This is a genomic window from Streptomyces lushanensis, assembly GCF_001700515.1.
Classification (GTDB): Bacteria; Actinomycetota; Actinomycetes; order Streptomycetales; family Streptomycetaceae; genus Streptomyces; species Streptomyces lushanensis.
The window spans coordinates 1-14,016 of record NZ_MAUD01000015.1; the positions used below are offsets into that span (position 1 = coordinate 1).

The following is a 14,016-nucleotide window of genomic DNA, read 5'->3' on the forward strand; positions in this document are numbered from 1 at the left end:
GCGGGCCCGGTCGTGGCGGTCGCGGACACGGGCGGGGCCGGTGACCCGGCCGGAAGGGCCGCCTTCCCGGCGGCCGTGCCGACGGACGCGGGGCCCGCGGAATCCACGGAATCCGGAACCGTGGCCCCGCCCTCGGCGGACCCGTCCGGGGCGGACTCGCCCTCGGCGCACGCGTCGGCGGCGGACCCGTCGCCGGACGCGGACACGGCGACCGCGGCGGGACGGCGTCTCAGAAAGGGACGACGGCGCCGTGCGGCCGACGAAGGGCCACTCTCCGTCACCGCGGCGGACGTGTCACTGGTCGCGTCCTCGGGACTCTCCGGGAGCTTCACCCGGGCCGTACCTTTCGTCTCGGAACCGTCCTGGGGCGCCTTCACGGCGGCCTGCCTGGACCGGCGGCCACGCCGCCTGCCCGAGGGACGATCGGATTCGTTCACCGCTGCGGCGTCCGGCTCCGCGTCGGTGGAGCCGCCGCTCTTCCCCGTGGCGCCCGTACGGCCGGAGCCGCCCACATCCACCGCCTGATCCGTCACGGGCCACGCTCCGTCCGCCTGCGCACGAGCCGAGCCCGGCGGATCTCCGCACGGGCGGTTCGAGCGTAGTTCACTCTCTGCGACGGAAGCGGTGGAGCGCGGCCGACCGATCCCCCGATCGGATCAGTCGTATCGTCAGATCGAGTGACCGCGATTCAGGACACGCACGCCGGGCTCGCGACGCGCCGCCGGGCCCGGTATTCAAGCCGGTCGGGCTCAGGATGTCGACAAGCCCGTCGGGCTCAGGATTCAAACGGACGGGCGGGCCACGGCGCGTCCGCCGGCCGCAGCGCCTCGACGCCGTCGCCCGCCAGCACCGCGCCGAGCGCGAGAACGCCCACGACCAGACAGTTGTTGTGCAGCTCGCCCGCGAGCACACCCCGGGTCAGCTCCCCGAGGTCCACCCGCGCCAGCTCCATGTCCGCCTCCTCGTCGGAGACCTCGAAGCGCTCGCCCTGCGCCTCGGACAGATCGCGCGCGAGGAAGATCCGTACCGCCTCGTCACAGCCGCCGGGAGTGGTGTAGAGGTCCGTCAGCACCCGCCAGTCCTCCGCCTTGACATGCGCCTCCTCGTACAGCTCGCGCTGCGCCGCGTGCAGCGGATTCTCGCCCGGTACGTCGAGCAGACCGGCCGGGATCTCCCAGAGCTTCTGGCGTACCGGGTGGCGGTACTGGCGCAGGACGAGCACCCGGCCCTCGTCGTCCAGCGCGAGGATCGCCACGGAGCCCGGGTGGACCTGGTAGTCACGTGAGACGACCGTGCCGTCGGGCATGACCACATCATCCGTACGGACACTGGTCTTGTTGCCGCGGAAGGGCGTCCTGGTGGCGGTGATCCGCCACTCCTCGGGGGCGTCCTTGATGGTCATGAAAAGCGTCCTTCCACACAGCGCGCGCACGCGGAGGACGCGCACGCGGAAAACCGGGGCAGGAATGCTGGAAGACCCCCGTCGCCCCGGCTCCACCGTATCGCCTACGCGCCGGCGGCCACGCGCTCCGGTGAGCCGGGCCGCCCGCCCCGGCGGCGGTCCACCGCGGCCTTCACCAGACCGGTGAAGAGAGGGTGCGGCCTGGTCGGGCGGGACCTCAGCTCCGGGTGGGCCTGGGTGGCGACCAGATAGGGATGCGTGGTGCGGGCGTACTCGACGTACTCGACCAGCTTGTTGTCGGGCGAGGTGCCCGAGAAGACCAGACCGGCCTTCTTCTCCAGCTCCGCGCGGTAGGCGTTGTTGACCTCGTAGCGGTGCCGGTGGCGCTCCTCCACGTACGGCTGGTCGTCGTAGACCTCGCGCACGATCGAGCCCTCGGCGAGCTTCGCCGGGTAGAGACCGAGCCGCATCGTGCCGCCCAGATCGCCCGCGCCCTCGACGTAGGCGAGCTGCTCCTCCATCGTCGAGATCACCGGGTGCGCGGTGCCGGAGTCGAACTCGGTGGAGTTGGCGTCGGGGATGCCCGCCACATTGCGCGCGGCCTCGATCACGATGCACTGGAGTCCCAGACAGATTCCCAGCAGCGGGACGCCGTTCTCCCGCGCGTACTGGATCGCACCGACCTTGCCGGTGACCCCGCGCTCCCCGAAGCCGCCCGGGATCAGGATCCCGTCGACATCGGCGAGCTGCCGTGCCGCGCCGACCGGAGTTTTGCAGTCGTCCGATGTGACCCACTTCACTTTGACGCGTGCCTTGTTGGCGAACCCGCCGGCGCGCAGCGCCTCGGTCACCGACAGATAGGCGTCGGGCAGATCGATGTACTTGCCGACCAGCGCGACGGTCACCTCGTGGTCCGGATTGTGGACCCGGTCCAGCAGATCGTCCCAGACCGTCCAGTCCACATCGCGGAACGGCAGATCCAGTTTCCTTACGACATAGGCGTCCAGGCCCTCGGTGTGGAGCACCTTGGGGATGTCGTAGATCGACTTGGCGTCCACACAGGCCACCACGGCCGCCTCGTCCACATCGCACATCAGCGAGATCTTGCGCTTGATCGGAAGCGGGACATCCCGGTCGGCGCGGAGCACGATCGCATCCGGCTGAATTCCGATGTTGCGCAGAGCCGCCACCGAGTGCTGTGTCGGCTTGGTCTTCAGCTCTCCGGACGGGCCGATGTAGGGCAGCAGCGAGATGTGCACGACGAAGACGTTGTCGCGGCCGACCTCGTGGCGTACCTGGCGGACGGTCTCCAGGAAGGGCAGCGACTCGATGTCGCCGACCGTGCCGCCGACCTCCGTGATGACGACGTCGACGTCGTCGGTCGCCATCCGCCGGATACGGTGCTTGATCTCGTTGGTGATGTGCGGAATGACCTGAACCGTGTCGCCCAGGTACTCGCCGCGCCGCTCCTTGGCGATGACCTGGGAGTAGATCTGGCCGGTGGTGACATTGGCGGAGCCGTCGAGATCCACGTCGAGGAAGCGCTCGTAGTGGCCGATGTCCAGATCGGTCTCGGCGCCGTCGTTGGTGACGAACACCTCACCGTGCTGGAACGGGTTCATGGTGCCGGGATCGACGTTGAGGTACGGGTCGAGCTTCTGCATGGTGACCCGCAGACCACGCGCCTTGAGCAGCGCACCCAGACTGGAGGCGGTCAGGCCCTTGCCGAGGGAGGACGCGACGCCCCCGGTGACGAAGATGTGCTTGGTCGTCGAGGATGTCGAGGATCGGGTCGGCATGGCCAAGAGGGGGCTCCCGTGGTCGCGGTCTGAGGTGCGTACCGGTGTCCCTGCCGAAGCGGTGAGGGACTTCCGTCGCTGCGGGTTCGGGGCCCCTTCGCGTTGCTGGGAGTCCACCGGTCCACGGGCTACCAGGGTATCAGCGACGCGACGAGGCCGGTTCCGGCCACGCGTCCCACTCCCTTCGCAGGTGTCACCCTTTGTCCCCGGAGTCACCCTTGGCCACGATGTTCGTCGGACCGATGTTGCCGGGACCGTGGCGCAGAAGTCCCAGGTGCGTCGTATCCTGCTCGGACGTTCGCTGCCGAGTCCGGCCGGCATCGGCACACCCCGCCCGATTTCCCGGAAGATGAGCTCGTCAACGACTCTTGACCGAAGTACGCGCCCCGCGGGGCGGACATGGCCGTTCGACTGGAGATGCACGTGGCCGGGCGCATCGAGGATTACGCACTCATCGGAGACATGCAGACCGCTGCCCTGGTCTGCCGGGACGGCACAGTCGACTGGCTGTGCCTGCCCCGCTTCGATTCGCATGCCGTGTTCGCGGCACTGCTCGGCACCGATGAGCACGGCTTCTGGCGGCTGGGGCCGGCGCATCCCGCCGGCTCCGTGCCGCCGCGGGCGGCCAGGCGCCGCTACCGCGGAGACTCACTCATCCTGGAATCCGAGTGGGACACCCCGCGCGGCACGGTGCGCGTGACGGACTTCATGCCGCCGCGCGACGGCGCTCCGCAGGTCATCCGGATCGTGGAGGGCATCAGCGGCCGGGTGCCCATGCGCTCCGCGCTGCGGATGCGGTTCAGTTACGGACGCGTGGTGCCGTGGGTGCACAAGGTCGACAACCGCACGGTCGCCGTCGCCGGACCCGACTCGGTCTGGCTGGACACCACGGCGGAGACCTACGGCAAGGACCTCACCACCTACTCCGACTTCACCGTGGCGCCGGGCGACCGGATCGCCTTCACGATCAGCTGGCAGCCCTCGCACCGGCAGCCGCCCGCGCTGCCCGATCCCGAGGGCTCGCTGGAGGCGACCTCCGACTTCTGGCGCGAGTGGGTCGAGCACTGCACGTACCACGGGCCCTACCGCGAGGCGGTGGTCCGTTCCCTGATCACGCTCAAGGCCCTGACGTACGCGCCGACGGGCGGCATCGTCGCCGCGCCGACCACCTCGCTGCCGGAGGAGATCGGCGGCGTACGGAACTGGGACTACCGCTACACCTGGCTGCGCGACGCCGCGATCACGCTCTCCTCGCTGCTGCGCACCGGCTACCGCGAGGAGGCCCGCGCCTGGCGCGAGTGGCTGCTGCGCGCCGTCGCCGGCGATCCGGAGAACCTCCAGATCATGTACGGGATCGCGGGCGAACGGGAGCTGGGCGAGGCCGAGCTGGACTGGCTGCCCGGCTACGAGCGCTCGGGCCCGGTCCGGGTCGGCAACGGCGCCGCGCACCAGCTCCAGCTCGACGTCTACGGCGAGGTCACCGAGGCGCTGCATCTCGCGCACATGACGGGCCTGGCCCGTAACGACTACGCGTCGGTGCTCCAGCTCAAGCTGATCCGCTATCTGGAGAAGCACTGGGACCAGCCGGACGAGGGCATCTGGGAGGTGCGCGGGCCGCGCAGGCACTTCGTGCACTCCAAGGTGATGGCCTGGGTCGCGGTCGACCGGACGATCAAGCTGATCGAGTCCGGCGAGGCGGACGGGCCGCTGGAGCGCTGGCGCGAGATGCGGGACGACATCCACCGCGATGTCTGCGAGAAGGGGTACGACAAGGAGCGGAACACCTTCACGCAGTCGTACGGCTCCAAGGAGCTGGACGCCTCGCTGCTGCTCATCCCGCAGATGGGCTTCCTGCCGCCGGACGACAAGCGGGTCATCGGCACGATCGAGGCGATCCAGCGCGAGCTGTCCACGGAGGACGGCTTCGTGATGCGCTATCCGACCTCCGGCGACCAGGCGGGCGTCGACGGGCTGGAGGGCGACGAGGGTGCCTTCCTCGCCTGCTCGTTCTGGCTGGCCGACGATCTCGCGATGATCGGGCGGGTGGACGAGGCGCGGAAGCTCTTCGAGAAGCTGCTGGCGCTCAGGAACGACCTGGGGCTGCTGGCCGAGGAGTGGGACCCGCGGTTGCAGCGTCAGGTCGGGAACTTCCCGCAGGCGTTCAGCCATGTGCCGCTGATCGACACGGCGCTGCGGCTGACGGCCTCGGGAGCCTACGGAGGCTGAGGACGGTCCGGAGGCCGGGACGGAGGGCGCTCCTCCGTCCCGGCCTCGGGCTTTCCCGCCCCCCGCTCGCCCTTCCGCCCCCGCTCGCGTCCCGTCGGTGCCGGCGTTTCCCGTCGGCCGTAACCGCGGGTAGCCTCCGGCTTCATGGACAGTCAGGGCGGAATCACCGTACGGCGGGCGCTTGAGCTGCCAGGACTGCGCGGTGGTCTCCCCGAGGTCGTCGCCTGCGCGGACCGGCTGGACCGTACGGTCCGCTGGGTGCACGCGGGCGAGGTGCCCAACATCGCCTCGCTGCTCAAGGGCGGCGAGCTGCTGCTCACCACCGGGCTCGGTCTGGGCACCCGCTCCGCCGACCAGCGCGCCTTCGTGCACCGGCTCGCCGACCGGGGGATCGCGGCGCTGGTGGTGGAGCTGGGGCCGCGCTTCGACCGGCTGCCTGCGGCGCTGGTGGAGACGGCGCGGGCGGCCGGGCTGCCGCTCGTGCAGCTCCACCGTGAGGTGCCCTTCGTCTCGGTGACCGAGGAGGTCCACACCGAGATCGTCAACGGCCACTACGCGCTGCTGCGGCAGGCCGAGGAGGTCCACCGGCGGTGCACGGAGGCGCTGCTGGAGGGCGGCGGAGTACCGCGCGTGCTCCGTATCCTCGCGGACTTCGCCGGCAATCCGGTCTTCCTGGAGACGGCGGAGGGGCAGCTGCTGTACGCGGCGGCGCCCGGCGCGGGACCGGCGGCGGCCGACCCGTTGCAGATCTGGGAGGGGCTGCGCGGCCAGCGGTCGGCGCGGGACGCCGGGCCGCCCGCCGGAGCGGTGCTGGTGGACGTGCCGGGCGGCGGCCACGGTACGGGCGCGGTACGGGCCCGTCTGGTGCTGCCCGCCGTGTCGGCACCGCCGCTGCCGGTGCACCGTATGGCGGCCGAGCGCGCGGCGGGCATCCTGGCCGTCGTCCTGATGCAGGCACGCCAGGAGGAGGAGCTGGCGGCGCGCGGCCGGGGTGATTTTCTGACCGATCTGGCCGAGGGCCGGATCCTCGCCGAGGACGCGCCCGCGCAGGCACGGGTACTGGGCTTCAGGCCGGGAGAGGGACCGCTGCTGCCGGTGGTGATGCGGCTGGGCCCGGAGCCGCTGCCGTCGGGCAACTGGGCGCTGCTGGCGCAGGCGGTGCTGGAGGAGCTGTCGTCGGTGGGCGTCCCGGTGCTGCTGGGCGTACGGCCGGTGGAGGGCCGGGTTCCGCTGCTGCTGGGCCTGCGCTCCGAGTCGGAACGTACGCCGGTGGCCGACCGGGTCGCCACGGCGCTGCGCACGGGCGTGGCACGGGCCGGTCCGGAACGCGCGGGCGCGCAGCCGCCGGTGGTGGTCGTCGGGGTCGCGGGCGGCTGGGCGGCGGCGGGCGCGGCGCTGCGGCACGCGGCGGAGACCGCGACGGCGGCGCAGGGCCTGTCCGAGCGCCCCTGGTACGACGCGCGCCGCCTCGACATCGACCTGCTGCTGTGGCGGCTGCGGGAACACCAGGACCTGGCCGCCTTCGTGGACCGCGCGATCGGCCCGCTGCGCGCCCACGACCGCGCCTCCCGCCCCGCGCTGCTGCCCACGCTGGAGGTCTATCTCGCCCACGCGGGCCGCAAGGCGGAGACGGCCCGCGCGCTCCATCTGAACCGCCAGACGCTCTACAACCGCCTGGCCCGCATCGCCGAACTGCTGGGCACGGACCTGGACGACCCGCAGACGGTCCTGGCCCTGAGCCTGGCGCTCCGGGCCAGACGCCACACGAAGTGACCCGGCACGCGGCCGGCGGCCCCGGCCGCTGCCCCGGCCGGGGCGCTCAGCGGAGGCGGCGTGCGGGCTGGGCCAGTTCGTCGTAGACACAGAGGACCTGGGCGATGGTCTCGTCCTCCGTCGGCCAGGTCTCCGCCTGTGCCCGGCCCGCCGTGGCGAGCCACTGCCTGCGGTCCGGGTCGCCGAGGAGCCGTACCACCGCGTCGCCGAGGGCCTTCGCGTTCCCGTACGGCACGAGTTCCGCCGCGTCGCCGACCAGTTCGGGGATCCCGCCGACCGCCGTGGCGATCAGCGGTACGCCCAGCCGCAGCGCCTCCTGCGCGAGGACCGAGCGGGCCTCCCAGCGGCTGGGCAGCAGGGCGATGTCGGCGGAGGCGAGGAGTTCGGCGACATCGTCACGGCGGCCGATCAGCCGCACCGGCAGTTCGGCCGCGTCGATACGGCGCTGGAGCCGTCCACGCTCCCGGCCCTCGCCCGCGACGGCGAGCAGCGGCGCGGGATCGAGGCGACGCCACACCTCGGCCGCGTCGAGCAGCGTGTCGTACCCCTGCTCCGGCCGGAGACTGCCCACGGCCATCAGCAACGGACGTTCGACCGCGCCGAGTTCGGCACGGGCCTTGCTCTCGGGGCCGCCGACCGGCCGGCTGGACGCGGGCAGCGCGACCGGCGCGAGGCGGGCGTCGCGCGCGCCTCTGCTGCGGGCCCGGTCGACCAGCTCCGAGGACGCGCCGAGCACAATGGCCGCCGCCCTGGCGGCCCTTCGCTCCAGCAGCCGTACAAGATGGCCGCGCGGGCCCTCGGTCTGCGTACGGGTGTGCCAGGTGACCACCAGCGGTATCCGCCGGCCGCCGAGCGCGATCGCCGTCCGTACGGCGGCGTGCACTCCATGGGCGTGCACCACGTCCGCTCCGGCGCACGCGGCGCGCAAGGTCGCGACGGACGCCGGGTCCCCGCGCCGTGCCACGGCGACATGGTGCGCCCCCGACCCGCTGAAGTCATAGACGCGCTCGACATCCGCGGGGGCGCACACCGTGACGCGCACGCCCCGGGCGACCAGCCCCGCCGCCAGCGATCGAACGTGCGCGCTGCTGCCCGCACTGCCACCGCCCAGCACCTGGACCGTACGCAGTTGAGTCACGTGGTCAAGGCTCCTGGATCGGGATCGGGGACACCGTCAAGGATGCCAGTCCGGACGTGCGTTCAGGCACCGCGGGGCGGCCGTTCTTGTGTCCGGCACCGCGAGCCGGCCGACGCAACCACCCACACGGGTGAACCCACGGCGTGCCTGCGACACGGGACGCGAGGGTCGGGGCCGACTCCCGCCGGAGCGGGCCCCGCACCACGGCCCTACGGTCCCGAACCCGCCCGGGCCGTGGCCAGCAGCTCCTCCGCGTGCGCGCGCGCCGTCTCCGAGTCCTCCTGGCCCGCCAGCATCCGCGAGAGCTCCCGTACCCGGTCCTCGCCCTCCAGGACGGTCACCCCGGACCGTGTCACCGAGCCGTCGTTCGTCTTCTCGACCAGCAGCTGGCGGTCGGCGAAGGCCGCGACCTGCGGAAGGTGCGTCACCACCACCACCTGCGCGGATCTGGCGAGCTTCGCCAGCCGGCGGCCCACCTCGACCGCCGCCTTGCCGCCGACACCCGCGTCCACCTCGTCGAAGAGATAGGTCGGTACGGGATCGGAGCCCGCGAAGACCACCTCCACCGCGAGCATCACCCGGGACAGCTCACCGCCGGACGCGCCCTTGGCGATCGGCCGGGGCTGGGCGCCCGGATGGGGGGCCAGCAGCAGCTCGACCTCGTCGGCGCCGTGCGAGCCGTACACCACGGAACGCCCGCCCACCACGATCCCGGACATCTCGTCCGCGGACTCGGTCTGCCGGATGTCGAACGAGACGCGCGCGTGCGGCATGGCGAGCGAGGCCAGCTCCGCGGTGACGGCCTCCGCGAAGCGCTCCGCGGCCTCCGTGCGGGCGTCGGTCAACGCCTGGGCGAGTACGGACAGTTCGGAGCGCAGAGCGTCACGCTCGGCCGTCAGCCCGGCGATCCGGTCGTCGTCGCTCTCCAGCTCGGTCAGCCGCGCGGCGCTCTCCTCGGCCCAGACCAGTACGGCGGAGACGTCCTGGCCGTACTTGCGTGTGAGCGCGGTGAGCGCGGCCCGCCGCTCCTCCACCGCGGCCAGCCGCAGCGGATCGGCGTCCAGATCGTCCGCGTAACCGGCCAGCTCGCCCGCCACGTCCGCCAGCAGGATCGAGATCTCGCCCATCCGTTCGGCGAGGCCGGCGAGCACCGGGTCGTGGGACCGTACAGCCTCCAGCGCCCGGCCCGCGCCCGCGACCAGGGTGGTCGCCTCGACGCCCTCCGGGTCCTCGGGATTGCCCGCGAGCGCCGCGTGCGCCACGGCCGCGGCGGACGCGAGCGCCTCCGCGTGGCCGAGCCGCTCCGCCTCCGCGGCGAGCTCCGCGTCCTCTCCCGCCCTCGGCTCGACGGCCGCGACCTCGTTCAGCCCGAAGCGCAGCAGATCGGCCTCCTGCGCCCGCTCACGGGCCCGGGTGGTCAGCTCCTCCAGCTCCGTGGCGACGGCGCGCAGCCTGCGGTACGCCGCCGTGTACGCGGCCTGGGGCCCGGCGAGACCCTCGCCCGCGTACCGGTCGAGGGCCTGCCGCTGCCGCGCGGGCCGCAGCAGTCCCTGCTGGTCCGTCTGGCCGTGCACCGCGACCAGATCGTCCGCCAGCTCGGCCAGTACGCCCACGGGCACCGAGCGCCCGCCCAGGTGCGCCCGTGAGCGCCCCTCGGCGGAGACGGTTCTGCTGACGAGCAGCGTCCCCTCGTCCAGCTCGGCGCCGGCCTCCTCGGCCCGTACGGCCGCGGGCGTGCCCGCGGCCATGGTGAGCCTGCCCTCCACCACCGCCGCCCTGGCACCGATCCGTACCAGCGCCGGATCCGCGCGCCCGCCGAGCAGCAGTGCCAGGCTGGTGACGACCATGGTCTTGCCCGCGCCGGTCTCACCGGTCACCGCGGTAAAGCCTGGCGACAGCTCGACGACCGCGTCGTCGATGACCCCGAGCGACCGTATCCGCATCTCCTCCAACACGGTCATGACCATACGAGGTCCCGGCACCGCCGCGCGACGGACCCCACCCCGGTTCGCCCGGCGGAGGGGTCCGTCGCGACCGTGCGCCTCAGTGAGGTGCCCCGCGCCAGCCCGACACCGGCAGCGCGAACTTGGCCACCAGCCGGTCCGCGAACGACGCGTGGTGCAGCCGCGCCAGCCGTACGGGCACGGCACCGCGCCGCACCTCCACACGGGCTCCCTGCGGCAGTTCGACGGTTCTGCGCCCGTCGCACCAGAGCACACCGTTGGGCGTGTGCGCCTGCACCTCCACCGCGAGGACCGTGGTCGGCGAGGTGACCAGCGGCTTCGCGAACAGGGCATGGGCGCTGATGGGCACCATCAGCAGCGCCTCGACCTCCGGCCAGACGACCGGACCGCCGGCCGAGAAGGCGTACGCGGTCGAACCGGTGGGTGTGGCGCACACGATGCCGTCGCAGCCGAAGGCGGTCACGGGCCGCCCGTCGATCTCCAGGACGACTTCGAGCATCCGCTCGGGCGAGACCTTCTGCACGGCCGCCTCGTTGAGCGCCCAGTCCCGGTGGACCACATCGCCGTTGCTGTGCACGACGACATCGATCGTCATCCGCTCCTCGACCTCATACGCACGGGTGACCACGCGGTTGACGACCTTGTCCAGATCGTCCCGTTCCGCCTCGGCGAGAAAGCCGACCCTGCCCAGATTGACGCCGAGCATGGGAACGCCGGAGGCCCGTGCGAAGGCCGCGCCGCGCAGCAGCGTCCCGTCCCCGCCGAGGACGATCAGCAGCTCACAGCCGTCGAGCACGTCGGGCGCGGCCTCGGGCACGGTCTCGACGGACGGCGGCAGCGGCAGATCGTTCGCCTCGGTGGCCAGCACGCGGACGCCGAGACCGTTGCGCACCAGTCCGTTCACGACCAGTTCGGCGCTGCGGATCGCGGCGGGCCTGCCGGTGTGGGCCAGCAGGAACACGGTGCGGTCGGCGTTGGCGGACCGCCGGCTCCCGGTGGTCCCGGTGGCCGTGAGGGCCGGAGCCGGTTCGGCGGCCGGGGTGTGCTGGGCGCCCAGCGTGACCGGCGCGCTCCCGGTGATCAGGGAGGCCGAGATGTCCGGGGTGGTCGGGGTGCTCTGGATGGTCTGCGCGGGCTCGGTGCTCTGCGCGGGCTGCGTGGTCAACGGGGTCCCTCCGCCACTGCACGATCGACATCCGCCGGGTCCAACTCGGGCGCTCCGGCGTGGAGCCACAGAAAGTACTCGACGTTTCCCGACGGCCCCGGCAACGGACTCGCGGTGACCCCCTTCACCCCGAGGCCCAGTTCACCGGCCCGCCGCGCCACCGCCCGTACGGCCTCGGCCCGCAGCTCGGGACTGCGGACGACTCCGCCGCTGCCCAGCCGCTCCTTACCCACCTCGAACTGCGGTTTCACCATCAGTACGAGATCGGCGCCGGGCGCGGCGCAGCGCGCCAGCGCGGGCAGCACCAGCCCCAGGGGAATGAACGAAAGATCACCGACCACCAGATCCACAGGCTTCCCTTCGATCGCGTCGAGCGTCAACTCGCGTACGTTCGTACGGTCCTTGACGGTGACACGTTCATCGCTCCGCAGCGACCAGGCGAGTTGCCCGTAGCCGACGTCCACCGCGATCACATGGCCGGCGCCGGCCCGCAGCAGGACATCCGTGAAGCCTCCCGTGGACGCGCCCGCGTCCAGTGCCCGCCGGCCGCGGACCTCCAGACCGAGCGGGGTGAAGGCCGCCAGCGCGCCCGCGAGTTTGTGCCCGCCGCGCGAGACGTAGTCGGGATCGCCGTCGTCCGCGGTGACGACGACGGCGGCGCTCGTCTCGACCTGGGTGGCCGGCTTGGTCGCGGTGGCGCCGCCGACGGTCACCCGGCCCGCCGCGATGAGCTGGCTCGCGTGTTCACGTGAGCGCGCGAGGTTACGGCGTACCAGTTCGGCATCGAGACGGCGGCGTGCCAGTCCTGCCACGTTCGGTTCAGCTCCTGTGGTCGTACGCGAGAAGGATCACCGGGGGCCCGGGGCCGGGCCCGGAGCGCCCCGGGGTCCCCGAGGTCCCTGGACGGTGCCGTGGGTCCCGTACGGTCCCTGCGGTCTTGATCCTTGGGGGCCTTGGGGCGCCGGACGTGCGTCGAGCGCGGTCAGCGCGTCACGCAGCCCACGGTGTACATCCTCGTACACCTCGACATGTCCGTCCGTCGGCAGGTGGTCGGCGTCGCCGAGCCGGGCCAGCCACGTGTCCACCGCGGTGTCGCCGGTCGGCACGGTGACCAGGCCGAGCGGGCGCGGCGCCGCCGGGTCGTCCGCGGGAGGTCCCGCCGCCCCCGGTCCGCTCTCGGCCGGTCCGTTCCCGGCCGGTCCGGCGGCCGGTCCCGCCATGGAGTCGCTCATGCCCAGACGCTACCGCGAAGCCCTGCGGTACCGTCGATCACGATGGCGACGACGGAGGAGTGCCGCAGCGCACTCGAAAAGCTCTCGGACAATCTGGCACGCGCGGACGGGAGGGTCCGCACCGCGGCCGGGCTCGACCGTTCCCTGAGCTGCCACATCACGGATCTGGACCTCACGTTCACCGGCCGTCTCGTGGACGGCCGGATCGAGGTCGCGGAGACCTTGCAGGGCCCGCCCCCGCAGAAGGCGGAGATCGGACTGGCCATGGCGGGCGACGATCTGGTGGCGCTGGTCGACGGCGAGCTGAACTTCGCCCGCGCGTGGGGCGCGGGACGGGTCAGGCTGGACGCGGGCTTCCGCGACCTGCTGCGCCTGCGCACCCTGCTCTGAGCCTCCCGGCCGGTACTCCGAGCCTCCCGGCCCGTCCTCTCACTTCGCCGGCTGTCCGGGCACGGCGGGACGCCGGGCCCGCCGCCCCGCCGGCACCACCAGCGGCGTACCGGTCTCCGGGTCCTCGATCACCTGGCAGCGCAGCCCGAACACCTCTTCCACGCGCTCGGCCGTGACGACCTCCGCGGGCGGTCCCTCCGCCACGATCGCGCCGTCACGCATCGCGATGAGATGCGTGGCGTAACGGGCCGCGTGGTTGAGGTCGTGCAGAACGGCGACGAGCGTACGGCCCTGGGTCTCGTGCAGTTCGGCGCAGAGGTCGAGCACATCGATCTGGTGCTGGATGTCGAGGAAGGTGGTGGGCTCGTCGAGCAGCAGCAGCGGTGTCTGCTGGGCGAGGGCCATCGCGATCCAGACACGCTGACGCTGGCCGCCGGACAATTCGTCGACATACCGATCAGCCAGTTCGTCGACACCGGTCGCGACCATCGATTCCTCGACAGTGCGCTCGTCCTCCGGCGACCACTGGCGCAGCAGCCCCTGGTGCGGATAGCGGCCACGCGCCACCAGGTCCGCGACCGTGATCCCGTCGGGCGCGAGGGGCGACTGGGGCAGCAGACCGAGGGTCCTGGCGACCTTCTTGGCGGGCATCGTGTGGATGGCCGTGCCGTCGAGCAGGACACGCCCCTGGGACGGTCTGAGCATCCGGGAGAGCGCACGCAGCAATGTCGACTTGCCGCAGGCGTTCGGACCGACGATCACCGTGAACGAGTGGTCGGGGATCTCCACGGACAGATCGCGGGCGATGATCCGCTGGTCGTAGCCGAGTGTCACCGATTCCGCGGTGAGGCGCTGCATGGTCGTACTCCTGGTGTCCGTGTCCGTAAGCGTGCCGCCCCCCCCGGTGGCACGCTTACGGACACGGAC

At 72.4% G+C, this 14,016-nt stretch carries 11 protein-coding genes and 1 pseudogene; 4 read left to right on the top strand and 8 right to left on the bottom strand.

Features of this window, described 5'->3' with window-relative positions; all coding sequences use genetic code 11:
- Positions 1-525 (top strand): annotated as a pseudogene (locus tag BFF77_RS35405) (hypothetical protein); the annotation flags it as partial.
- Between the two features lie 250 nt (positions 526-775).
- Here BFF77_RS35405 and BFF77_RS01245 read toward each other — a convergent pair.
- Together BFF77_RS01245 and BFF77_RS01250 are read right to left on the bottom strand one after the other, a co-directional pair.
- A complete protein-coding gene (locus BFF77_RS01245) occupies positions 776-1,402 on the bottom strand; it encodes an NUDIX domain-containing protein (RefSeq protein WP_066942864.1) in 627 nt (208 codons plus the stop codon).
- 104 nt (positions 1,403-1,506) lie between these two features.
- Entirely contained in the window at positions 1,507-3,201 is a 1,695-nt protein-coding gene (locus BFF77_RS01250) for a CTP synthase (protein ID WP_066942866.1), read from the bottom strand.
- Positions 3,202-3,600: 399 nt separating this feature from the next.
- Here BFF77_RS01250 and BFF77_RS01255 point away from each other — a divergent pair, with 399 nt between their 5' ends.
- Positions 3,601-5,427 carry a glycoside hydrolase family 15 protein gene (locus BFF77_RS01255; RefSeq protein ID WP_245703016.1) on the top strand — a complete coding sequence of 609 codons (1,827 nt, stop codon included), beginning with the start codon at positions 3,601-3,603 and terminating at the stop codon, positions 5,425-5,427.
- 144 nt (positions 5,428-5,571) lie between these two features.
- Positions 5,572-7,200 carry a PucR family transcriptional regulator gene (locus BFF77_RS01260; protein WP_066942868.1) on the top strand — a complete coding sequence of 543 codons (1,629 nt, stop codon included), beginning with the start codon at positions 5,572-5,574 and terminating at the stop codon, positions 7,198-7,200.
- A 46-nt stretch (positions 7,201-7,246) separates the two neighbouring features.
- Here the strand turns inward: BFF77_RS01260 and BFF77_RS01265 are convergent, their stop codons facing one another.
- The 5 genes from BFF77_RS01265 to BFF77_RS01285 form a co-directional block, all read right to left on the bottom strand.
- Positions 7,247-8,338 carry a glycosyltransferase family 4 protein gene (locus BFF77_RS01265; RefSeq protein WP_066942870.1) on the bottom strand — a complete coding sequence of 364 codons (1,092 nt, stop codon included), beginning with the start codon at positions 8,336-8,338 and terminating at the stop codon, positions 7,247-7,249.
- Positions 8,339-8,547: 209 nt separating this feature from the next.
- Positions 8,548-10,299 carry a DNA repair protein RecN gene (gene recN, locus BFF77_RS01270; protein WP_211280126.1) on the bottom strand — a complete coding sequence of 584 codons (1,752 nt, stop codon included), beginning with the start codon at positions 10,297-10,299 and terminating at the stop codon, positions 8,548-8,550.
- 82 nt (positions 10,300-10,381) lie between these two features.
- A complete protein-coding gene (locus BFF77_RS01275) occupies positions 10,382-11,359 on the bottom strand; it encodes an NAD kinase (RefSeq protein ID WP_425424325.1) in 978 nt (325 codons plus the stop codon).
- A gap of 104 nt (positions 11,360-11,463) precedes the next feature.
- Entirely contained in the window at positions 11,464-12,279 is an 816-nt protein-coding gene (locus BFF77_RS01280) for a TlyA family RNA methyltransferase (RefSeq protein WP_066942874.1), read from the bottom strand.
- A 36-nt stretch (positions 12,280-12,315) separates the two neighbouring features.
- Positions 12,316-12,699 (bottom strand): hypothetical protein, encoded by a 384-nt coding sequence (locus tag BFF77_RS01285; protein ID WP_425424324.1) that lies wholly within the window; start codon positions 12,697-12,699, stop codon positions 12,316-12,318.
- Positions 12,700-12,741: 42 nt separating this feature from the next.
- Here BFF77_RS01285 and BFF77_RS01290 point away from each other — a divergent pair, with 42 nt between their 5' ends.
- Positions 12,742-13,089, top strand: coding sequence for an SCP2 sterol-binding domain-containing protein (locus tag BFF77_RS01290; protein WP_066942876.1), 348 nt, complete (start codon positions 12,742-12,744; stop codon positions 13,087-13,089).
- Positions 13,090-13,128: 39 nt separating this feature from the next.
- Here BFF77_RS01290 and BFF77_RS01295 read toward each other — a convergent pair whose 3' ends face one another.
- On the bottom strand, positions 13,129-13,947 hold the full coding sequence (locus tag BFF77_RS01295; RefSeq protein ID WP_066942878.1) for an ABC transporter ATP-binding protein: 819 nt from the start codon (positions 13,945-13,947) through the stop codon (positions 13,129-13,131).
- Positions 13,948-14,016: the final 69 nt, after the last annotated feature.